The organism is Nocardia aurea, from assembly GCF_003123685.1.
In the GTDB taxonomy this organism is placed as follows: Bacteria; Actinomycetota; Actinomycetes; order Mycobacteriales; family Mycobacteriaceae; genus Nocardia; species Nocardia aurea.
Map to the genome: position 1 here is coordinate 451,138 of NZ_QCYJ01000020.1, position 19,646 is coordinate 470,783.

The following is a 19,646-nucleotide window of genomic DNA, read 5'->3' on the forward strand; positions in this document are numbered from 1 at the left end:
GATTCTCTTGATCTTCCCATGCGCTCCGATTCGGAGCGGTGGTCTACCTCTCGGCATCGCCGTCAGCCTCTCTCGATACCGCTGCAATGAACGCATCCATGCTGTCCTCGCCAACTTCCCGCGATGCCGAGATGAGTGCGTGGATATCGTCACCGTCGACCGGCAGACCCGCGTCCCGCATCATCTCGACCCACTGTTCGAGTTGGTGGCGGTAATCCTCGACTCGGGTCGATGCCCTGTCGAAGTCCTCGGGTGTGCTGTTGGGCGCATCGCTCAGGGAGAGCGCGAAATTCAGAGCCCCCCGCAACTGCATCGCCAGCCGGTACAGCGTGCGCGTCCAGTTCATCGCCCGCGTAGCCGTCTTGTCGAACACCGTGAGATCCGAACCGAGGACGCTCTCGCCAGCAAACCAGCGCATCGCCTCGGCCGAGTTGGTCGTCACCCCCGGCAGTGCATCAACCTCTCCGTGCGCTAGGTCCGGGTAGATCAGCTGGAGCGGTGAAACTCCGAGAGCCCTTGCCAGGATGGTGATTTCGGCCAGCGTGATGTCCTTCCGTTTGCCGTTCTCGATCTCGGAAATCGTTGTGCGCGAGACGGTATGCCCGTGGGATGCCGTCTCGTCGGCAAGCCACTGACCCGACCGTTTGCCGCGAAGTGTCTTGACCTCCGCGCCGACGCGCTTTGCTCGGTCCTCTGCCCAGTTAGGTTTCGACATATCGAAATATTAACGGGAACTTGCGGGAATCAAGAAGGCTGGGTAAGAATTGACGGGAACCCGAAAAACTGAAGGTTCGCTATCGAGATCTCGAAAGGCAATCAGATGGACCAGTCGGAAGACGTTTGGCTGACCCGCCAGGAGCTTGCGAACCGGCTGAAGCTGCCGGTCAAGACACTCGCCATATGGGCCAGCAAGGGAACGGGGCCGCGGTTCGCCAAGATCGGCCGCTTCGTTCGCTATCGCGCGGCCGATGTCGCGGCGTGGGAGAGCGAGCAATTCACCAGCGCCGCGTGATGAGGACCCGCCCCAGAAACCTAAGCGGTCCGGGAGCTGGGCAAACAGCTCACCGGACCAAGGACGCCCCAGGAGAGAAGTCCATGAACAACCATAGCAAGACCACTGCCCCCTTGTTCAACCCCGGAGACCGGGTGCGCGTCATCAAGACCGATGAGCGCGGCACCGTCGGAGACATCAGCGGCGGGTGGATCGTCGTCCTCATCGACGGCATCGAGCCCGGTCACGGATTCCGCGCGGCCGATCTGGAGCGGCTCGATCGGTGCGCGTCGTTCTGCGATCGCAAGGAGATCCACGCCGCCGAACCGAACTACGACGACGGGAGTTGCTGGTCGGCCGATCAGTCGACGGCGCTCAACGTCGAACCGTTCGTGATGGGGATGCCGATCATTTTCGACATCGGCGCGTTCCGCGAAGCGGACAACACCGAGTCGGTGGTTTCGCTCACCACGCGGTCGACCGGGCACTACCAGGGCGTCGACTTCAAGATCACCGCTGACGAGGCGCGGCGTATCGCGGCGTCCCTGGTCCGCGCGGCCGATCTCGTCGAGGGGGACCGGTGAAAACGCATCCGCTCGAGGCGGTCCACATCGAGGCACCGCGCGGATATGCCCGCGTGGTCCAGGGACACGTGTTCGTCGGCCGCCTGGTCGAACTCGACGGCGAAGTCTGGATTCTCCCCGTTCGACACTGCGATGCCTACCAGGCCGCGCAGTTGATCTCGGCCGCCGATCGCGTCTGGCTGCTCGGCCGCGAAGCGTTCTCGGCGCGGCACTGGAGGGCCGAGGACAACGGGAGTCACACCATCTCGATCTACGTGCGACCGCCGAGGACATGGGCCGAGCGCGAGCAGGCGACGGCGGTGGCGTCATGGGCATGAATTCGCCGCAGATCGAGGCCGCGCTCGCCGAGTGGTCGAAGGGCTACACCCCGACCGAATGGGCTCAACGGCACTTCCGGTCGAACTTCCGGATCGAGCTGGAAACCGCTCTAGCCCGGTTGATCCTGCTCGCCGAGGGCGAAGGGGACGAACTCGCGATCTCGGCCAGCGTCCAGTCCTTCGCCGCGCACGTCGCTCGCATGGACGAGAGGCTGCGCCGCGACTTGGCGGGTGACCGATACGTCGACACCGGGAAGCACCAGCGACCGGCCACCAACGCACGCGGCACCAACGCCGCATGACCAGTCGGGCCAACCGTGGTGCTCATCACCACGGTTGGCCCGGAAAGGACCGACATGCCAGACAATCCCAACCCGCTATTCATCACGGGCCGCGGTGACGCACTCATCGGGATGATGGACCGCGCGCAGCTGCACGCCGACGCCGAGAAGATGATGCACCAGTTCATCGCGGCCGAGGGCGATCCGGCCAAACTGTCGCGCCTCACCACGATTTGGCTCGGCCGACTGGATTCCGAGCACCTGGCGCCGACCGCGCTCACCGCCGCGACATTGCTTGCGGCGTGCCTCGAGAAGCTGCGCCGTGCGGTGCTCGAGATCAATCCGAAGTTCGATCTCCATGCGCAGATCCTCGCGGGGTTCGACAAGGCGCGTGGCGGTGGGGAGTGACCCGAACCAAGCTGCCGCCACCGACAGCGCATTGCATCACGCACCCGCGCTACGACTCGGTGTGCTTCAGCTGTCAAGCCGCGTACCGCGAGCAGCTCGCCGAGATGGGTCCGGGCCCGGTCCGGGACCATACGAACGGGACGCGTCCCGCTATAGGGGGGCGGACGCGTCCCGATTCGGAAAGCAGCTGGTCAGAGGATATTCCGCCTGATCCGGAAGAGGAGGTGCGTCCCGAGGATTCCAACGATGACCGGACGCGTCCCGGACGCGTCCCGGACGCACCCGTTCAACCGAAGTATTTCGATGTCGGCGCCCTGTTCGATGGCACGTTGCCCGAGACGCCGATACCGGAGATGTGCCCGCGCGACGACGGGATCGGGCTGTTCTACCGCGGTCAGTACAACGCCGTGTTCGGCGATCCGGAGGGTGGTAAGACGCTGCTCACCGATCACGCCACGGAGGCCGAACTCGCTGCCGGGGGTCGGGTGCTGCGCATCGACCTCGACCACAACGGCCCACAGTCCACGGTCGGGCGATTGGTCGCGATGGGTGCCAGACCGGATGTACTGCGGGATCCCGCAAAGTTCCTGTACATCGAGCCGGACGACCGCCTCGAGCTGCTCCACATCTGCGCACACATGAAGTCCTGGCGCCCGACGCTGGTCATCCTCGACAGCATCGGCGAGCTGCTGCCGCTGTTCGGCAGTAACAGCAACTCGGCCGACGAATTCACCATGTGTCACCGTGCCGTCATCAAACCGTTGGTGAGGACCGGAGCGTGTGTGGTCGGTATCGACCATCTCTCCAAGGGCACCGAATCGCGATCGTTCGGACCGGGCGGAACCATCGCCAAGATCCGGGCTATAGGCGGTACCTCGATCCGAGTGAAGGTCGACGCACCGTTCACCCCCGGCAAGGGCGGTAGCGCGTACCTCTCGATCAACAAGGACCGTCACGGCGGACTGCGCGCGAATTCTCCTGTCGGAGACAAGGAACCGCTTGCGGGGAAATTCATCCTCTGGCCGCGCCCCGATGGCGGATTGTCCGCATCGGTCAAGGCTGCGACCGAGGGCGAGCACAGCCCGGACGAGACCGCCCCGGACGCCGATATCGCTGCCGTTGCCGCGCTCGACCCCCCGGCCGAATCCGCCAACGATGCACGCGCACGACTCAAGTGGAGGGCGATACGGGCACGGGCCGCGTACAAGGCGTGGCGGGAGCAGAACGGCACGTCGGCGTGACCCTCGGCGAGAGCGAGCTACGCGCCACCCGGTACGCGGTGGCCGAGCTGAAACGCACCATCAGTCGGAGCGGTCAGCCCGTGCCGAATTGGTTGCTGCGCCTCGATTCCCGCCTCGATTGCGAGCTACAGGCAGCCATGTCCGATACCGGACATGAGTCCCGGAACGCCGGACCAGACTCAGAACTGGTCGGCGCGGCGGAAGCTGCCAGGCTCCTCGGAGTGACACCACGTCATGTACGCCGCCTCACCGCTGACCTGGCCGGACAGCGGGTAGGGCGCGAACTGGTTTTCCGCCGCGCTGCCGTCGTCGAGTACGCCGAAGCACGCAAGGAGAAACCAGGATGTCCAACCGAACCGACGCCGATACCGCCTCGGCCTACGTCGCATCGCTCACCGATGCCGAGTTCGCGAGCTTCGTAGCTGCGACCCGCGAGCCCACCGAACCGGACGAACCGAGCTATCCGGCCGCGTGGAAGCCGAGGCCGCGACAGAGGCGGACCCGGTGAGCGAACCCGTCCCCGCGGACTACCCGATTCCCTCGCCCGTCCTCGGTGGCGACCCCCTGCCCCCGCCAACCGCCGACGAGATCGCGGATTGGCGACGAACGCAGTTGGCGCTCCAGCTCACCAACGCGGCGAACGAGGCCCGTGGTCCGCAGTGGTGGATGTCCGGCAATCCCTACCCGGACAACTGGAAGCCGCAGGCCCGCCGATGAGCCATTCGAACCGCAGCCATGCCCGCGCCTCGGTGCTGTCGGCCCGCCGCAACAAGAACAGTCGGCGCGTACAGCGGCGCGCGCAACGCCGCGACCGCGCGGTCACCGAAGTAGAGGCCGCATTCGCCGCGCTCGAAAACGATCCCACCCAGGAGGGGAACCCGACATGAACGGTCTCATTCACTATCGGCACTGCAAGGCATTCGCCGGGAAGTTCGCCGCGACCGGCGCGGCCATACCCGCATCGCTGCAACTGATCCTCGACAACATCGAGGCCGTCAGGAACTGGAAGGTGCAGGAACCGCGGACCATCGAGAAAGCGATGGCCGAGGGCAAACTCGACCCCTCGACCATCGGCGCGCTGCTGCACGATGTGGTGGCCGAGCCCGCGAAAGATCCTCGGTTGGTGCAACAGCAGGCATTGGCGGTGCTCGCCCGCCAGTTCAACAAGGCGTTGCACGGCACCAGTGGTGACGAGGCGATGGCCGCGCTACGGCCAGCATTCGAGCAGTCGATCACTGCGCTCGAGGCAGCCCGCGAACTCGGCATCGGTGCGGAGACCTCAGCCGAACAGGTGATCGAGCTGGGCAACAAGGCGGTCGACGCATACCGCACGATCCCTAGCCACCGCGCAACACTCGACACCATCAACGATGTCATCTACTCGCTGTCCTACGGCGGAGACTTCCAGATCTTCCCGCACTATCCATGGATGGCAATCGGCGCGGGCAGCGAGTGCGTGATGGCTGCCTTCTACCTCGACGGCGCAGAGCGCGACATGTTCGGCGCTGCGCGAGTGCTCATCAACGACGGGAAGATTCGCCGCGGTGGTCGATGGATGCGGTTGCTCAGCGTGAGCCCGGTCAAGCTCAACTCGGTCACTCGTGCCCGCGAGATCATCGACTACTGGAACAGCGAGCATGTCGCGGCTGAGCAGCGCGAGTTCGTGCAGACGCATCCGCCGTACGACGCCGCTGTGCACCGCTGAGCCCCACGTGACCCGCCAGGCCCTCACCGAGTCACCCTCCCACCTGGGGGGTGGCTCGGGTCGGGGGCCACGGCTGGCGGTACGCATAGCACCTCCCTACATACGTACGCCAAACCCCTGGGTTTTTCCTGGACCGGAAATATAGCCTGACCTGTGGATATGCCCTCGAATCGGCCCGAATCTGGGTGCATTCCGCATCGCTCGACGGGTGATCGTCGAGCCGTCTCGGAGCATATCCGCAGGTCAGACCCCCCTACTCGTAACACTTCGCAGATCAGAGGCAGTCATGGCGACATTCACGGCCGGGACGGCGAGCGTCGAGATCGGCCCGGACTTCTCGAACTTCGTCCGTGACCTGCGCGCCGACCTGGATCGGGTCGATGCCGAACTCGGGGTCGATATCGTCCCCGACACCACCGGGTTCATCGAGCGGCTGCGCACCGAGCTGGAGCGCAACGGCGTCAAGGTAGAGATCGAGGTGGGCGTCGACGAGAACAGCCTGCGCGAACTCGAGACGCTGATAAAGGCCAAGCTCGACGCGATGGACCTCACCGCGACAGTGAAGGTCGATGCCGATACCGCCGCCGCCGCGAACGAACTGGCCGCGCTGAAGGCCGCCTATCGCGACATGACGATGAACGTGGACGCCGATACGACCGCGGCCGCCGCGCAGATCGGCGCGCTCAATGCGATCCCCGTGCGGGTCAACGTGTCCGGCGATCGAGCCTCCCTGATGTCGTCGCTCGGCGGCCCGCTCACCATCAACGCCGGGGTGCTCGGCATCTCACAGATTCCTGCCCTCGGCGCGGCCGTGAGTTCGGTCGGGATCAGCGTCCAGCAGCTCACACAGAACGCGCTCTTGCTCCCGGGCATCTTCGCCGCGGCGGGCGCGGGAATCGCAACCCTGACAATCGGCCTCGACGGCATGAAGGACGCGTTCGGCGAAGGACCGAAAGCACTGGCCGCGTACCAGGGTCTCTCCGACGAGGGCCGCCGCCTGGTCGACACCGCGAAGTCCTACGGCGATCAGTGGGACGGCATCAAGAACCGCATCGGCGCGATCACCCTCGACGGTCTCTCGCAGCCCCTCGACCGCGTGCTCACCAACCAACTGCCCGCGCTCGAGCGCGGTATGGGATCACTTGCCGGACAGTTCAATACGGGGTTCAAGACGATTCTCGGCGAGCTGGGCAACGACTCGACGACGGGCGCGCTCGACAAGGTGTTCGGGAATACGTCACAGGCTGCTGGCATCCTGAACGGTTCCATCACGCCGATCATCTCGAGCCTGCGCACCCTCGGCGGGACCGGCTCCACCTTCCTGCCGCAACTAGCCCAGGGATTCACCAACATCACGACGCGCCTGGATGCGTTCCTCATCCGGTCGGAGCAGTCCGGCGATCTGGCGAAGTGGATGCAAGAGGGCATCGACGCCGGTCGCGATCTCTTCTCCGTCCTCGGCAACCTCGGTTCGATCCTGGCGTCGGTGCTGCGCGCGGGAAAGACCGATGGCGAGGGGTTCCTCGGCACGGTCGACAACCTGACCGACCGGTGGGCAACGTTCCTGAAGTCCAGCGACGGCCAAGCCGAGATGAAGGCATTCTTCGCCGATGGCCGCGACCAACTCGACCGCTGGGCACCGGTACTCCAGTCGGTCGGGGGCGGGCTGAAATCCGCCTACGAGGGTGCGCAAGCATGGTCGGGCGTGTTGATGCCGTTCCTTCGCGCTGCCGGTGATCTGCTGCAAGGACACGACGGCATCGTGAAAACCGTGTTCGCCTCCTATCTGGCGTACCGGACCATCGGCCCGATCTTCACGGCAATTCAGGGCGGCATCGCAAACACGTCTGCGCGCTTGACCGCGATGAACTCGGCGATGGCAGCGAGCACCGGTGCGACCGCATTCTCACGTGGCCTCGGTGCGATCAGCACGATACTGGCCCCGGCCGCGCTTCCGGCCGTGATCATCGGCGCATCCGCGTTGGTCGGCATCCTCGCCACCAAGCACCAGGAGGCCGCCGACGCCGCACGGAATCAGCGCAACGAGCTGAACGCGCTGCGCGACACCATGAGTTCGTCCGGCGACATCACGCAGGAAACGATCAACAAGACCGCGAAGGATCTCACCGAGGGTGGATTCATCACCCGCGCAGAGGGTTTCGGTATCAGCGGGCAAGGTCTGGTCAATGCTGGCCTCGGGCTGGACCCGAAAGCCAAGCAGCAGATCAACGACCGGTTGACGCAAATCATCCTCGAGCAGAAGGACAGCGCCGAGGGTTTCTCGGCGAACAGCCAGTTCCTCGGCCTCTCCGATACCACCGTCGCCCAAGCACTTCAGGGCATCCCGGAAGCCGTCGAGAAGTACAACGCCGCCGCCTCGGCCATGACCGAGAAGCTGGGTGCCGGGTCGGTTACCGATCTCGCCGAGCTGAAGGACGCGCTCAACGACGTTGGCGAGTCCGCTGCCACCCTCGGTGGCGAGATGAACAGCACGACGAGCAAGACCGGCCAAGCCGCGGCCGAGATGCGCCAGCAGACCGAGGCAGCGCACGGCACATTCGCGATCGTCGGTGACCTCGCGAAGCAGTTCGAGACCCTCGGCGTCTCGGTGTCCTCGGTGCCGGAGTCCAAGAAGATCGTCGTCAACGCGCCGAGCGTGGCCGCGCTGCCGCCCGAACTGAGTGCCCTTGCCCAGCAGGTGAACGAGCTGCCCAACGGCAAGGTCGAGATCATCCTCAAGGACGAGGTAGCCAAGGCCGGTATCGCGCAGATTGTCGCGCCCGCGGTCAAGAACGTCACGGTGAACATGACCTACGAGGAGGCCACCGCTTCGGGTGAGTGGCGCGCGCCGATGGTCATCCCGCAGCCGAAAGCCCTCGGCGGTCCGATCACGGGCGGCATCGCGGGCCGCGACTCCGTGCCGATCCTCGCGATGCCCGGCGAGCACATGCTCGACACGGGAGATGTCGACCGCCTCGGCGGCCAGGCAGGTGTGTATCGATTCCGTGCTGCGCTGGCCGCTGGACTCGTCCGTCCGATGAAGGACGGCGGTGCGGTGGGTTGGTCGGATCAGAACGAGATCGACCTACAGCAGGCGATCAACGCCGTCGACAAGGCCAAGCGCGAGCGCGAGGAGCTGGAGTCGAAGAAGGGCACCGACGACGCCGACCGCACGGGCGCCGATCTGAAGATTCAGGAACTCGAGCTGAAGGTGCGCGACCTCGAGGCCAAGAAGGCAGGCGGGTCCGGCACGTCGACGGAGATCCTGCCCCAGGCCGAGCTGCCCGGGAAGCGCGCGAACTCCGATCTCGACAAGGAGGACGCCGACGCCGCGGTCGACCAGGCGAACACCAAGCGGAACAAGGTCTACAGCGACCCGGCGAGCACCGACGAGGAGAAGCGCGCCGCCGACCGCGACTACCAGCGGGCCCAGAACTCGCGCACCGAGGCCTACAAGGCCAAGACCGAGGGCGACGACGCGAACATTTCCCTGCCCGGTATCGCGGCGAAGGGCGCCGGGATTCTCGCCGAGGGGTTCCTGTCCGCGCTGGGCCTGGAGAACTCGGTCCTGTCCGGGAACAACGTCTACACCAAGAGCCTCGGCAAGGTCATCGACTTCTACGGCGACAAAGCCAAGGAGCAGGAAGGCGACGGCTACGGCTACACGCCGAAGAACCTGCCGCAGGACAAGGAGACCTCGTCGTCGGACAGCAGTTCCTCGAGCGACACCGGCGACAGCGGGAAGTCGAGCAGCAACTACGACGCCGGGGCTGGTGTCGAACAGTGGCGCGGAACCTTCGGGTCCGTCCTCCGCGCCTTGTCCCTGCCCGCGTCGTGGCTGGATCTCGGCCTTGCGCAGATGCGTACGGAATCGGGCGGCAATCCGCGCGCCATCAACAACTGGGATTCCAACGCAGCGAAGGGCACGCCGAGCAAGGGCCTCATGCAGGTGATCGACCCGACGTTCCTCGCGAACCGTTCCGAGATGTACCCCAACGACATCTGGAATCCGGGCGCGAATATCGCGGCGTCCCTGCGCTACACCGTCGGCCGCTACGGCTCCCCGGTCGGCGTCTGGGGGCAGGGCCACGGCTACCGCGAGGGTGGTTGGGTGTTCGGTCCGGGCGGCCCGCGTGACGATGGGTTCCTCGCGCCGCTGTCCAACGGCGAGTTCGTGGTGAACGCCGCCGCGGCCGGGTTGAACGCGCCTGCGCTGGAGGCGATGAACGCGGGTGTGCCGACGCAGCTGCCGCCACTGCCTGAGCTGAAGGGGCGGCGGGGCCCCGAAGTGCAGAAGGTCCACCGTGATTTCTCGGTCAACTTCCACGCGCCACTTCAGGTGATGGACCCGCGCGAACTCATCCGCGAAGTCGAACGGCACCAGGCGCTCCAAGCGCAGGGCGCGATGGCGGGACTCTCCCACTACTGACCGAAGGGGTACGCGGATCTCGCGTACCCCTTCGCTACATACGTACGTGCGCCGATGGATTTCCGCCGATCATCTTGTCGGCGTCGACAAAATCGCTGGTCACGTCGACGGCGGTCGGTCGAATGCCTCGATCGCTGCCTTGCTGGTCGAACGGTCCTGGAGGATCAGCTCCCACGGGCCGCTGTTGATGTCGAACGACTTGCCGAATCCGATCCACTTCCCGGCCATGCGCGTACCGGTCAGCTCGACGAGCAGCTGGATAGCGCCGTGGTACTTCGCGCCCCGGTAGTAGCCATCGGGCGCCGTGCGCTCGGTCCACGTACCCGTCGCGACGTTGCCATCGATGCTGAGGTCCATCTCCATGCTCGAGGCAGCCGAGCCCGGGAGGCTGCGCACCGTGAGCGCGTCGTCATGCTGGAGCACCACGACGTGATGCACCGCGGTGAATGTGGCATCCCGGCCCGAGCTGTAGTACTCATACCGCGAGAGCCAGATACCGGAATAGCTACCGGGGTTCGGCCGGCCAGCCGACGCCGGCACCGACTCGTGCGAAAGCCGGCCGATCGGTGAATCGACGACGTGCCCGTTCTCGTCGTCGCTGGATAGGGATCGGCCCGGCTCGACGGCGCCGAATCCCAAAGTCTCGATTGGCAATCCCATCACCTTCTCTAGGGCACGTACGTGTGAGGCCCTTGGACTGAGGGTGGTTCCTGCTTCCCACCGCTGAACGAGTCGCTTCGTCGCGCTCGGACAGCCGACATCCCGCAGTGCACGAGCCAAATCGTCCTGACTCATCCGACGCGCGTTGCGGGCCGCGCGAAGTGCGTTGTTCGGTGTGGACCCCATGGAGTCACGCTAGGCCAATGACGCCGCAATGTCGCCCCGAATATGTACCGATTGACGCCGGTAGCGTCGTCGCTCGGTCACGGCCACCAGAGCGACGCTGGACACGGCCCCGCCGCCGGGTCGACCCCGAACCGTTCGGCCCAGCATTGAGCCGCCCGGCCGGACGGATGTCCTCGGCGGCGGGTGCCTACCAACTACGCAGGGGAACAGGGGCCTCGATGAGCTGGCAGCACTTCGGACTCGCCGCCGTCATCGCAATCCCGGTCGGCGTCATCGTCGCTGCGATCCTCTGGCCGTTCGACGACTGAGGCCCGCTCGCTACATACGTGCGCACTGCCGGGGGTTTCGCCCTCAGCATTCCTTAGACCCACCCTCTGCGATCGCAGGGTGTCGGTTCGACCGACGCCCTTTTCAGCCGATCGCCTGACCAGGGCGTCAATCCGATTGCCCCCCCTGCGCAGCCATCGTTTATTCAGCGGATATGCGTGAGAACCGATGGGCATCGTCGGGAACCGACAGGTATCCGATACCCCTCGAACAGGGTGCGGAACTGCGCAAATGGGCATCGTCGGGAACCGATGAAACCTAGGGTCTGCTAATCCCTAGGTCGCAGGTTCGATTCCTGCCGGGGGCGCAACACCGGGTTGACCTGGACATATTCCAGGTCAACCCGGGAGTACCCACACAGCCCAAGTCTCAAACTGCCGGAAAACCCGACATCGAATTCCGGAGCGTCAGGCTCCGAAGCCGGTGATCCGCTCCGGAACGACACGCACGATCCACCGCCGCACATCGGCGGGCTCCGGCGGCGGTAACTCCCCCAGATATTTCATGGACAACCGGGCCGGAAGTCGCTTGTCCGGATCGGGCAGCAGTTCGGCGGTTCCCGCGATATCGATGGTGCGGTAGGGATCCTCGGAGTCGAGCACGGTCACGCTGACCCTGGGATCGCGTGCGAGATTGCGACCTTTCCGACGTCGCGTGGTCGTCGTGAACACCAGGGCGTCGTCATCCCTGTCCACCCAGACCACCGACGTATGCGGTGAGCCGTCCTCGTTCACGGTGGCGATGACCGCAAAGTTATTGCCATCCAACAGATTACGTACGCGCTCGGAAAGTTCGGCCATCACACGAAATTACCCGTATGGGGTATCCGAGAAAATGGCCGAAAGACTCATCCACATATCCCGTTCACTCATCGAGACCCCTTCGCGGTCGGAGTGATGTTCGCCACCGGAAGACCGTTCACCGCGCTCAAGCAGCCGATCACGCGGAACGTGGCCGAAGCGTGATATTTCCGCAGGTCGGCTCCATTTTCGTACCGAAAGTCGGTATACGCAGACTTCGCAGGTTGCGAATCCCCCAATCTGGCGCAAATCGGGTGCGGGTGTGGGCGATACGTCATACAGTGCGCAGTATCTCGATCGCAGCAACATTCGAGCGGCGCTCATCGGCGAGCGGATCGCTCGGTCGATCGACTGACTGCGGTACGCGAAAGAGCGTGCCGCATTCGGGGCCGAAATGCAGGGGGAACAGGGATTTCATAGCGTACGGCCGTGTCCCGGCCCCTGTCGATCTCGGCACCGAACAGCGATCTCTCAGCCTTACCGGATGTGGAGCAAGCGATGACAGTCATCACACAGCAACGGGACGAAGCAGCGTCTTCTCTCGAGCTGGAATTTCCTCGCCATCACCTCGGCGACCTGCTGACCGCCACCGCCGCGGGGGACGAAGACGCCTTCGCCGAGTTCTATCGGGCGACCAACCGGCGGGTGTTCGGACTCGCGGTGCGGATCGTGCGGAGCCCGACCATGGCCGAGGAGATCATGCAGGAGGTCTACCTCCAGGCGTGGAACAGCGCGGATCGATACGACCGCTCCCGCTCGGCCCCGCTGACCTGGTTGATGATGCTCACGCACCGGCGCGCGGTGGATCTGGTGCGGGCCGAGCAGGCCAGTACCGACCGCGACAACGCTTACGGCAGTGCCGATTTCCGGCCGGGGCACGACACCGTCACCGAACAGGTCGATCTGCGTTTCGACCACCAGTCGGTGCGCGACCATCTCGGGCGACTGACCGCGCTGGAACGCGAGTCGATCGCACTCGCCTTCTACGGCGACCGCACCTATCGGGAGGTCGCGGAGTTGCTCGGTATCCCGTTGCCGACGGTCAAGAGCCGCATCCGGTGCGGCCTGAAGCAGTTGGAAGTGCGCCTGAACAGCGAATGGAATGACTGGTCCAACCAGTTGATCAATTGACCTGAGGGTTGCACACTGGTCACGTGGAATTCATCGTTGTCACGCGCACCGCCGTCTCCGACGAGGTCTTCGGCCAACTCGTCGACGCGATCCTGGCCGGACGTATCGCCCCGGAGGACGCGCTGCCGGGAGAACGGGAACTGGCCGAGAGCTTCCAGGTGAATCGGCACGCGGTGCGCGAGGCGGTGAAGCGGCTCCAGCAGAGCGGGCTGGTCCGAGTCACGCAGGGCGGTAAGACGCGAGTACTGGACTGGCGCACGAGCGCCGGGCTCGACATCCTGTCGTCGCTCGCGCGCTCGGGCGCGGTCCCCGCGCAGCGGATTCTGCGCGATATCGCGGTGATGCGGCGCTCGATCGCGGCCGACGCGGCCCGGCTGTGCGCGCAACGCGCCGATGACGTCCAGCTCGAAGCGGTACGGGCGGCCGCCGACGCCTATCCCGATCCGACCGAGGAGTTCGACACCGTCGTCGCCGCCGATATCGCCTTCTGGGTGGCGATTCTGGACGGCTCGGGCAACCTGGCCTACCGGCTCGGACTGAATACCCTGGTCGCCGGCTATTTCGGGATCGGTATGGAACGGATCGCCGAACTGGGACTCGGCAAGGAGTACGTCGATCGTGACGCCCACCGGCGGTTGGCCGAACACATCACCGCCCGCGCGGCGGACGCGGCCTACGACCTGGCGTACACGCTGCTGAGCGGTTTGGTTGACGCCCAGGAAGAACCGAGCGAGTAATCATGTTCGACCTGATCGCCCACGCCATACCGGTTTTCGTGCTCTGCCTCGCGCTGGAGGCGATCTCGTTCGCGGCGCGGCCCGACGAGGAGAAACTCGGCTACCGGTTCGAGGACGCGCGTACCAGCGTGCTGATGGGCCTCGGCAACGTGGTGATCAATCTCGGGTGGAAACTCGTCGTGGTCGCGGTCTACGCCGCCGTATATCTGGCCTCGCCCCTGCATCTGCCTACGAACAACCCGCTGACCTGGATCGCCCTGTTCTTCGCCGACGAGATCGCCTTCTACTGGTATCACCGCACACACCACACGATCCGGGTGCTGTGGGCCAGTCACGTCGTGCATCACAGCAGCCGGTTCTACAACCTCTCCACCGCGTTGCGACAGCCGTGGACGCCGTTCACCGCGCTGCCCTACTGGCTGCCGCTGGCCCTGCTCGGATTCCCGCCGTGGATGATCCTGCTCCAGCAGTCGATCAGCCTGCTCTACCAGTTCTTCATCCATACCGAACGGGTCTCGACGCTGTGGCGGCCCATCGAATTCGTGTTCAACACACCGTCGCACCATCGCGTCCATCACGGGTCCAACGAGCAGTACCTCGACACCAACTACGGCGGGATACTCATCGTCTGGGACCGGATCTTCGGCACCTTCCGACCGGAACGCGAGAAGGTCCGCTACGGGCTCACGAAGAATATCGACACCTTCAACCCGATACGGGTCGCCACCCACGAATTCGCGGCGATCCTGCGTGATCTACGCGGCGCGCGCGGCTGGCGCGAACGGGCCGGATACCTGTTGCGCGGGCCCGGCTGGAAACCCGCCGAAACGCCCGCGCCCGGACCGGGCCTCGCGGAACCGGCCTGATGTCGGCTTCGTCACGTCGAAGAGCGTCTGCGCGTCAATAATCCGGCGGCCCAGCCGAGCAGGAACATCACCAGCAGGATGAGCCACATCGGCGACGTGATGCTGACGAGCAGGATCTCGATGGACACCTTCGCGCGGTTCTCCACCACGAAAATCACAGCGAGCACGGTGAGACCGAGCGCCAACCACTGGGTCGGCGAGATCCGGGAGAACAACGAGCGCTTCTTCGTCTCGGCCATATCCGCTCCCTTCGTCGCCGCGGGTCCGACCTCCAGGTTCGTCGCGGGCGAAGAGGGGTACCTCACCCGCGAGGGGTGATCCGTGCCGCGTCGGCAACCTCGCGTACGCTCCCGATACATCTGCGGTTTGCCTGAAGTGTGCCCGGTACGGCATCGTTTTCTTGGTTCGTCGGAAATTCGGCAAACCCGGCTCCGGAATCGGGCCGGGTGCTTACGGCGGGGAGTCCTGGGTGTTCACACAGACATCGACGGTGACGCGGCGGTCCGACGCGACCCACCGACACGATCTGGACGGGCTGCGCGGCGTCGCGATCGCGCTGGTCGTGGGTTTCCACATCTGGATGGGCCGGGTCTCCGGCGGCGTCGACATCTTCCTCGTCCTGTCGGGCTTCTTCTTCACCGGCATGCTGTTGCGCCGGGTCGACGCGTCCGATCGGGTCGCGGTGTGGCAGACGCTGCGCCGCACCGCACGCAGGCTGTTGCCCACGCTGATGGTGGTACTCGCGGCCGTCATCGCGGGCACGGTGTTCGCCCGGCCCTACACCCAGTGGGGTGACATCTCCGCGCAGACCCTGGCTTCGGTCTTCTACTACCAGAATTGGTATCTCGCGCACGCCGAGTTGAGCTACGCCGCCGCGGACCCGTCGGTGAGTCCGCTGCAACATCTGTGGTCGATGGCGATCCAGGGCCAGTTCTACCTCGCCATGGTGCTGCTGGCCGCGGCGTGGGCGTGGCTGAGCCGGGGACGCGGCCCTGGACCGCGCCGGGTGAGCCTGCTACTGGTGATCACGGCGCTCGGCGCGGTGTCGTTCTGGTACGCGGCACAGGGGTCGGGACGGCATCAGGCCTGGAACTATTACGATTCCGGCGCGCGCGCCTGGGAATTGCTCGTCGGCGCGGCGTTGGCGGTGGCCCTGCCGTGGATCCGGCTCTCGATGCCGATCCGTGTGCTGGCGGCGGCGCTCGGCGCGGCCGCGGTGGTGTCGTGCGGATTGCTGATCGACGGCGCCGACGTGTTCCCCGGTCCCGCCGCGCTCTTCCCGGTGGGGGCGGCGGTCGCGCTGATCCTGGCGGGCGCCGGACTGGGGCCGGGCGAGCAGCCCTGGCCCAACCGACTGCTGGCGAGCCGGGCCTGTGTCGAACTCGGCAACCTCGCCTACGCGCTGTATCTGTGGCACTGGCCGCTGCTCATCTTCTATCTCGTCGAAAACGGCAAGGCGACACCGGGTCCCGGCGGCGGACTGTTGATCCTCGCCTGCTCGGTGATCCTGGCGGTGCTCACCCAGCGACTGGTGGAATCACCACTGCGGGCGCGCGCGAACAGCGACGTGAAGACCGAAGGATCGCCCAGGTACCGCCGCGCGGTCGGCGTCACCGTCGTCGTGACCGGCGTGGCCGTTCTCGCGGGCGCCGTCGGCTGGCAGATGATGTTGCGCGCCAACCCGGCCCATCCGCCGCAGGCACTCGACGCCCTGAGTTATCCCGGCGCCGCGACCCTGCTCGGCGACAGCGTCGAGCAGAAGGCCGCGGCCATGCGCCCCACCGTTTTCGAAGCGGAGGCGGACGCGCCCGCGCCCACCTACGACGGCTGCATCACCCCGAATCGTGAAGTCCGCGTGTGCACCTACGGCGACCCCGACGCCGCGCGCGCCATCGCCGTGGTCGGCGGTTCGCATTCCGAACACTGGCTGCCCGCCTTCGAAATGCTCGGTAGCGAACACGGTTTCCGCGTGGTGACCTATCTGAAGGAGGGTTGTCCGCTGACGCTGTCGGATCAACCGTCCTACGCCGAATTCCCCTTCCCCGAATGCCGGGAATGGACCGAGGAAGTCCTCGATCGGCTCGCCGAGACCCGTCCGGAATGGGTTTTCGCCCCGGGCACCCGCTATCGCATGCACGCCGACGGCGACGAGGTTCCCCCGGAATTCCTCGACATCTGGACGGCGCTGTCGGACCGGGGACTGCGGGTACTCGCCATCAGGGACACCCCTCGGCTGCGCCGCGACGGCATCATGTACCGGGCCATCGACTGTCTCGCGCACCGCGGGACACCGTTCAGTTGCGGTGTCGAACGCACGACGGCCCTGGATCCGCAGAATCCCGCGGAACAGCCCGCCTCGGCCTATCCCAATGTCTTCCCCTTCGACCTGTCCGACTCGATATGCAGGCCCGACCGCTGCCGGGTGGTCGAGGGCAACATCCTCATCTACCGCGACGAGCACCACCTGACCGCCAGTTACTCGCGGTCGCTGGCACCCGAACTCGGCAGGCAACTCGGCGCGCTGACCCAATGGTGGTGACCGCGCGCGGCATCGTGACTTCGGTCGCCGGGCGAATACCCGGCGCCACGCTGGGTAATGTCGATCCCGTGAATGTGTGGTTGGGCCGGAAGTTCCACCGGGTGGGCCGATTCGACAGGGCGGTGAGCCGGGCGGTGGCCGGAATCCCGGTTTCCGCCGTCGACGGCGGCCTGCTGCGCCTGACCCGATCGGCGAACTACAGCCTGCTGTGGACCGGTGTCGCGACCGCGCTCGCGGTCCGGCCGGGCGCAACGCGCAGGGCCGCGTTGCGCGGCATGGTGTCGGTGGGCGGCGCGAGTTTCGTCGTCAACGTGGTGCTCAAGTCACTGGTCGCGCGACGCAGGCCCGCCGCCGAACTGCTGCCGTTGCCACGCAGGCTGATCAACGCCCCGACCTCGTCGTCGTTCCCGTCCGGGCACAGCGCGGCGGCCGCCGCCTTCGCGACCGCGGTCGCGCTGGAGAGTCCGCGCACCGCGCTGGCGGTGGCGCCGCTGGCCGCCACCGTCGCGTACTCACGGGTCCACACGGGGGTGCACTGGAGTTCCGATGTGGTCGTCGGCGCGGCGGTCGGCACCGCGGTCGCCCTCGCCACCAGGCGCTGGTGGCCGGTACGCGAATCCGATGAGGCGCAGGCCCACATCGTCGCCGAGGTGCCGCTCCTCACCGACGGCAAAGGTCTTGTCCTGCTTGTCAATCCGGTCTCCGGTGCGCCGGGCTACGATCCCACCGAGGATGTGAAAGCCGCTCTGCCCGCGGCGACGGTGCTGCGCACCGAGATCGGCCGCGACTGCGTCGACCAGTTGGAGGAGGCGCTCGGCGCGCAGCCGGACAAGGCGCTGGCCGTGGGCGCGGCGGGCGGTGACGGCACCATCGCCGCCGCGGCCACCGTCGCGCTGCGCAACGCCCTGCCGCTGGTGGTGATCCCTACCGGGACGCTGAACCATTTCGCCCGCGATCTGGGCGTCTACGACCTGCTCGAGGTCGTCGACGCGACGGGCGCGGGCGAGGCCGTCGGCGTCGATATCGCCGGGGTCGAACTGGAGACCGAGGAGGGGACTCGTACCTTCCACTGGATCAACACCGCCAGCCTCGGCGCGTATCCGGATCTGGTGCGGCGGCGCGAACACTGGCAGGACCGGTGGGGCAAGTGGCCCGCGTTCACCGCGGCGCTCATCGTCACCTTGCGCAGGTCCGAACCGATCCGCGTACGCCTGAACGGGCAGTGGCACGACCTGTGGTTCGTCTTCGTCGGCAACAGCGCCTACCACCCGCACGGCGCGGTCCCCGCCTTCCGCTCACGCCTCGACGACGGATTGCTCGATGTGCGGTGGCTGCGCGCAGATCTGAAATTCTCCCGCACCCGCGCGGTACTCGCGCTCATGCTCGCCGCGATCGGCCGCAGCAAGGTCTACAGCGAGAAACAGGTGAACGAGCTGATCGTGCACCTGAATGCCCCCGAATCCGTCGCCGCCGACGGCGAGGTGCTCGGCGAGGCGAGCCGACTGCGGTTCACCGTAGCGGGCCAGGTCCCGACCTATCGACGTGACGAGGACAACCCACGCTGGGCGACGCGCGCGCGTCCGCATCACCGCAGGCCGCTGGCGCGACTCTGGGATTTCCGGCGCGGACGGCCGCAGAACCGGGACCTCGACTAGGCGGCGGATCGCCGCCCCGACCTCTCCGCCCTTGCGCGGGCGCTCACATCATGATCAGCTATCTTTCAGCTATCGGCAGATTCACCCGACGCGGGGAGTTGCCAGATGTCCAAACGACAGATCCTGATCATCGCGGCGCTGGCCGCCACCACGCTGGGCGCGAGGGAGAACGTGGCGGCCGATCTGCCACTGCCCTATTTCGGCACCGCGGGCCAGGTCATCACCGTGGTCGCCGACTCGCCCAGTGCCACGACCGCGACGCTGACCGCTTGGCAGCGACGCCCGGACGGCTGGCATACCCAGATCGGCCCGGTCCGGGCCTTCGTCGGTAGCGCCGGGGTCGGACTGACCGCCGACAACATCCCGCGCACACCCGTCGGGGTGTGGCCGCTGACCGAGGCCTTCGGCATCGAACCCGATCCCGGCACCGCCTTGCCCTACCGGCATGTCGACACCTCGGACTGGTGGGTTTCCGACGCACGCGCGCCGCAGTACAACAAGCACGCGCGCTGCTCGGCGGGTGGTTGCCCCTTCGACGAGGCCATCGGCGAGAACCTGGGCGAGATGGGACCGGTCTACGACTACGCCGTGGTGATGGACTACAACCGCAACCCCGTCGTCCCGGGTCTCGGCTCGGCGTTCTTCCTGCACGTCACCGACGGAACCCCGACCCTCGGGTGCGTGGCGATCGGCGTGGACGAACTACGCGACATCATGCGATGGCTGGATCCGGCCCAGCGTCCGGTGATCGACATCGGGATCGCGCGACGTCTGTGGTGAGCGGTCCGC

The 19,646-nt window shown here is 66.2% G+C and carries 21 protein-coding genes; 17 read left to right on the plus strand and 4 right to left on the minus strand.

The window, feature by feature from the left end:
- Positions 1 to 43: 43 nt before the first annotated feature.
- Entirely contained in the window at positions 44 to 715 is a 672-nt protein-coding gene (locus DAT37_RS07280; RefSeq protein WP_109523887.1) for a helix-turn-helix domain-containing protein, read from the minus strand.
- A 105-nt stretch (positions 716 to 820) separates the two neighbouring features.
- Between DAT37_RS07280 and DAT37_RS07285 the strand changes: the two genes are divergently transcribed.
- The 11 genes from DAT37_RS07285 to DAT37_RS45305 all read left to right on the plus strand — a co-directional run bounded on the left by DAT37_RS07285 (position 821) and on the right by DAT37_RS45305 (position 9,956).
- The gene (locus DAT37_RS07285) at positions 821 to 1,012 is read left to right on the plus strand and encodes a helix-turn-helix transcriptional regulator (protein ID WP_109523888.1); all 192 of its coding nucleotides are present in this window, start codon (positions 821 to 823) and stop codon (positions 1,010 to 1,012) included.
- Positions 1,013 to 1,095: 83 nt separating this feature from the next.
- A complete protein-coding gene (locus DAT37_RS07290; RefSeq protein ID WP_109523889.1) occupies positions 1,096 to 1,575 on the plus strand; it encodes a hypothetical protein in 480 nt (159 codons plus the stop codon).
- Positions 1,572 to 1,892 (plus strand): hypothetical protein, encoded by a 321-nt coding sequence (locus DAT37_RS07295; RefSeq protein WP_109523890.1) that lies wholly within the window; start codon positions 1,572 to 1,574, stop codon positions 1,890 to 1,892. The genes DAT37_RS07290 and DAT37_RS07295 overlap by 4 nt, the downstream gene beginning before the upstream one ends.
- On the plus strand, positions 1,889 to 2,194 hold the full coding sequence (locus tag DAT37_RS07300) for a hypothetical protein (RefSeq protein ID WP_157978346.1): 306 nt from the start codon (positions 1,889 to 1,891) through the stop codon (positions 2,192 to 2,194). Before DAT37_RS07295 ends, DAT37_RS07300 begins: the two co-directional genes overlap by 4 nt.
- A gap of 15 nt (positions 2,195 to 2,209) precedes the next feature.
- Complete coding sequence (locus tag DAT37_RS07305; protein ID WP_157978347.1) at positions 2,210 to 2,581, plus strand: hypothetical protein; 372 nt, start codon at positions 2,210 to 2,212, stop codon at positions 2,579 to 2,581.
- A 224-nt stretch (positions 2,582 to 2,805) separates the two neighbouring features.
- Positions 2,806 to 3,822, plus strand: coding sequence for an AAA family ATPase (locus DAT37_RS07310; RefSeq protein WP_109523893.1), 1,017 nt, complete (start codon positions 2,806 to 2,808; stop codon positions 3,820 to 3,822).
- Between the two features lie 343 nt (positions 3,823 to 4,165).
- Positions 4,166 to 4,330: a hypothetical protein gene (locus DAT37_RS43930; RefSeq protein WP_157978348.1), complete on the plus strand. Its 165-nt coding sequence runs from the start codon at positions 4,166 to 4,168 to the stop codon at positions 4,328 to 4,330.
- Positions 4,327 to 4,539, plus strand: a complete 213-nt coding sequence (locus DAT37_RS07320) for a hypothetical protein (RefSeq protein ID WP_157978349.1) — start codon at positions 4,327 to 4,329, stop codon at positions 4,537 to 4,539. Before DAT37_RS43930 ends, DAT37_RS07320 begins: the two co-directional genes overlap by 4 nt.
- Positions 4,536 to 4,709, plus strand: a complete 174-nt coding sequence (locus tag DAT37_RS43935; protein ID WP_157978350.1) for a hypothetical protein — start codon at positions 4,536 to 4,538, stop codon at positions 4,707 to 4,709. Before DAT37_RS07320 ends, DAT37_RS43935 begins: the two co-directional genes overlap by 4 nt.
- Positions 4,706 to 5,527 carry a hypothetical protein gene (locus tag DAT37_RS07325; protein ID WP_109523896.1) on the plus strand — a complete coding sequence of 274 codons (822 nt, stop codon included), beginning with the start codon at positions 4,706 to 4,708 and terminating at the stop codon, positions 5,525 to 5,527. The genes DAT37_RS43935 and DAT37_RS07325 overlap by 4 nt, the downstream gene beginning before the upstream one ends.
- A gap of 286 nt (positions 5,528 to 5,813) precedes the next feature.
- The gene (locus tag DAT37_RS45305; RefSeq protein WP_232839564.1) at positions 5,814 to 9,956 is read left to right on the plus strand and encodes a lytic transglycosylase domain-containing protein; all 4,143 of its coding nucleotides are present in this window, start codon (positions 5,814 to 5,816) and stop codon (positions 9,954 to 9,956) included.
- Positions 9,957 to 10,055: 99 nt separating this feature from the next.
- Here DAT37_RS45305 and DAT37_RS07335 read toward each other — a convergent pair whose 3' ends face one another.
- Entirely contained in the window at positions 10,056 to 10,616 is a 561-nt protein-coding gene (locus DAT37_RS07335; protein ID WP_232839565.1) for an XRE family transcriptional regulator, read from the minus strand.
- 920 nt (positions 10,617 to 11,536) lie between these two features.
- Positions 11,537 to 11,929, minus strand: a complete 393-nt coding sequence (locus DAT37_RS07345; RefSeq protein ID WP_109523898.1) for a PPOX class F420-dependent oxidoreductase — start codon at positions 11,927 to 11,929, stop codon at positions 11,537 to 11,539.
- Between the two features lie 498 nt (positions 11,930 to 12,427).
- Here DAT37_RS07345 and DAT37_RS07350 point away from each other — a divergent pair, with 498 nt between their 5' ends.
- The 3 genes from DAT37_RS07350 to DAT37_RS07360 are packed head-to-tail and all read left to right on the plus strand — an operon-like array spanning position 12,428 to position 14,663.
- On the plus strand, positions 12,428 to 13,060 hold the full coding sequence (locus tag DAT37_RS07350; RefSeq protein WP_109524009.1) for a sigma-70 family RNA polymerase sigma factor: 633 nt from the start codon (positions 12,428 to 12,430) through the stop codon (positions 13,058 to 13,060).
- 23 nt (positions 13,061 to 13,083) lie between these two features.
- A complete protein-coding gene (locus DAT37_RS07355) occupies positions 13,084 to 13,797 on the plus strand; it encodes a FadR/GntR family transcriptional regulator (RefSeq protein WP_109523899.1) in 714 nt (237 codons plus the stop codon).
- A 2-nt stretch (positions 13,798 to 13,799) separates the two neighbouring features.
- Positions 13,800 to 14,663, plus strand: a complete 864-nt coding sequence (locus DAT37_RS07360; protein ID WP_109523900.1) for a sterol desaturase family protein — start codon at positions 13,800 to 13,802, stop codon at positions 14,661 to 14,663.
- A gap of 11 nt (positions 14,664 to 14,674) precedes the next feature.
- Here the strand turns inward: DAT37_RS07360 and DAT37_RS07365 are convergent, their stop codons facing one another.
- Positions 14,675 to 14,902, minus strand: coding sequence for a hypothetical protein (locus tag DAT37_RS07365; RefSeq protein WP_109523901.1), 228 nt, complete (start codon positions 14,900 to 14,902; stop codon positions 14,675 to 14,677).
- A 230-nt stretch (positions 14,903 to 15,132) separates the two neighbouring features.
- Between DAT37_RS07365 and DAT37_RS07370 the strand changes: the two genes are divergently transcribed.
- The 3 genes from DAT37_RS07370 to DAT37_RS07380 all read left to right on the plus strand — a co-directional run bounded on the left by DAT37_RS07370 (position 15,133) and on the right by DAT37_RS07380 (position 19,637).
- Positions 15,133 to 17,202: an acyltransferase family protein gene (locus tag DAT37_RS07370; protein WP_109524010.1), complete on the plus strand. Its 2,070-nt coding sequence runs from the start codon at positions 15,133 to 15,135 to the stop codon at positions 17,200 to 17,202.
- Between the two features lie 68 nt (positions 17,203 to 17,270).
- A complete protein-coding gene (locus DAT37_RS07375) occupies positions 17,271 to 18,857 on the plus strand; it encodes a bifunctional phosphatase PAP2/diacylglycerol kinase family protein (RefSeq protein WP_232839566.1) in 1,587 nt (528 codons plus the stop codon).
- A 105-nt stretch (positions 18,858 to 18,962) separates the two neighbouring features.
- Positions 18,963 to 19,637 (plus strand): L,D-transpeptidase family protein, encoded by a 675-nt coding sequence (locus DAT37_RS07380; RefSeq protein ID WP_109523903.1) that lies wholly within the window; start codon positions 18,963 to 18,965, stop codon positions 19,635 to 19,637.
- Positions 19,638 to 19,646 lie beyond the last annotated feature (9 nt).

What these genes read in the sequence shown, in the direction of transcription:
- DAT37_RS43930 (WP_157978348.1), top strand. Translation starts at nt 4,166, where the DNA reads ATGTCCAACCGAACCGACGCCGATACCGCCTCGGCCTACGTCGCATCG.
- DAT37_RS45305 (WP_232839564.1), top strand. Translation starts at nt 5,814, where the DNA reads ATGGCGACATTCACGGCCGGGACGGCGAGCGTCGAGATCGGCCCGGAC.
- DAT37_RS07290 (WP_109523889.1), top strand. Translation starts at nt 1,096, where the DNA reads ATGAACAACCATAGCAAGACCACTGCCCCCTTGTTCAACCCCGGAGAC.
- DAT37_RS07380 (WP_109523903.1), top strand. Translation starts at nt 18,963, where the DNA reads ATGTCCAAACGACAGATCCTGATCATCGCGGCGCTGGCCGCCACCACG.
- DAT37_RS07285 (WP_109523888.1), top strand. Translation starts at nt 821, where the DNA reads ATGGACCAGTCGGAAGACGTTTGGCTGACCCGCCAGGAGCTTGCGAAC.
- DAT37_RS07325 (WP_109523896.1), top strand. Translation starts at nt 4,706, where the DNA reads ATGAACGGTCTCATTCACTATCGGCACTGCAAGGCATTCGCCGGGAAG.
- DAT37_RS07280 (WP_109523887.1), bottom strand. Translation starts at nt 715, where the DNA reads ATGTCGAAACCTAACTGGGCAGAGGACCGAGCAAAGCGCGTCGGCGCG.
- DAT37_RS43935 (WP_157978350.1), top strand. Translation starts at nt 4,536, where the DNA reads ATGAGCCATTCGAACCGCAGCCATGCCCGCGCCTCGGTGCTGTCGGCC.
- DAT37_RS07335 (WP_232839565.1), bottom strand. Translation starts at nt 10,616, where the DNA reads ATGGGATTGCCAATCGAGACTTTGGGATTCGGCGCCGTCGAGCCGGGC.
- DAT37_RS07300 (WP_157978346.1), top strand. Translation starts at nt 1,889, where the DNA reads ATGAATTCGCCGCAGATCGAGGCCGCGCTCGCCGAGTGGTCGAAGGGC.
- DAT37_RS07365 (WP_109523901.1), bottom strand. Translation starts at nt 14,902, where the DNA reads ATGGCCGAGACGAAGAAGCGCTCGTTGTTCTCCCGGATCTCGCCGACC.
- DAT37_RS07360 (WP_109523900.1), top strand. Translation starts at nt 13,800, where the DNA reads ATGTTCGACCTGATCGCCCACGCCATACCGGTTTTCGTGCTCTGCCTC.
- DAT37_RS07345 (WP_109523898.1), bottom strand. Translation starts at nt 11,929, where the DNA reads ATGGCCGAACTTTCCGAGCGCGTACGTAATCTGTTGGATGGCAATAAC.
- DAT37_RS07350 (WP_109524009.1), top strand. Translation starts at nt 12,428, where the DNA reads ATGACAGTCATCACACAGCAACGGGACGAAGCAGCGTCTTCTCTCGAG.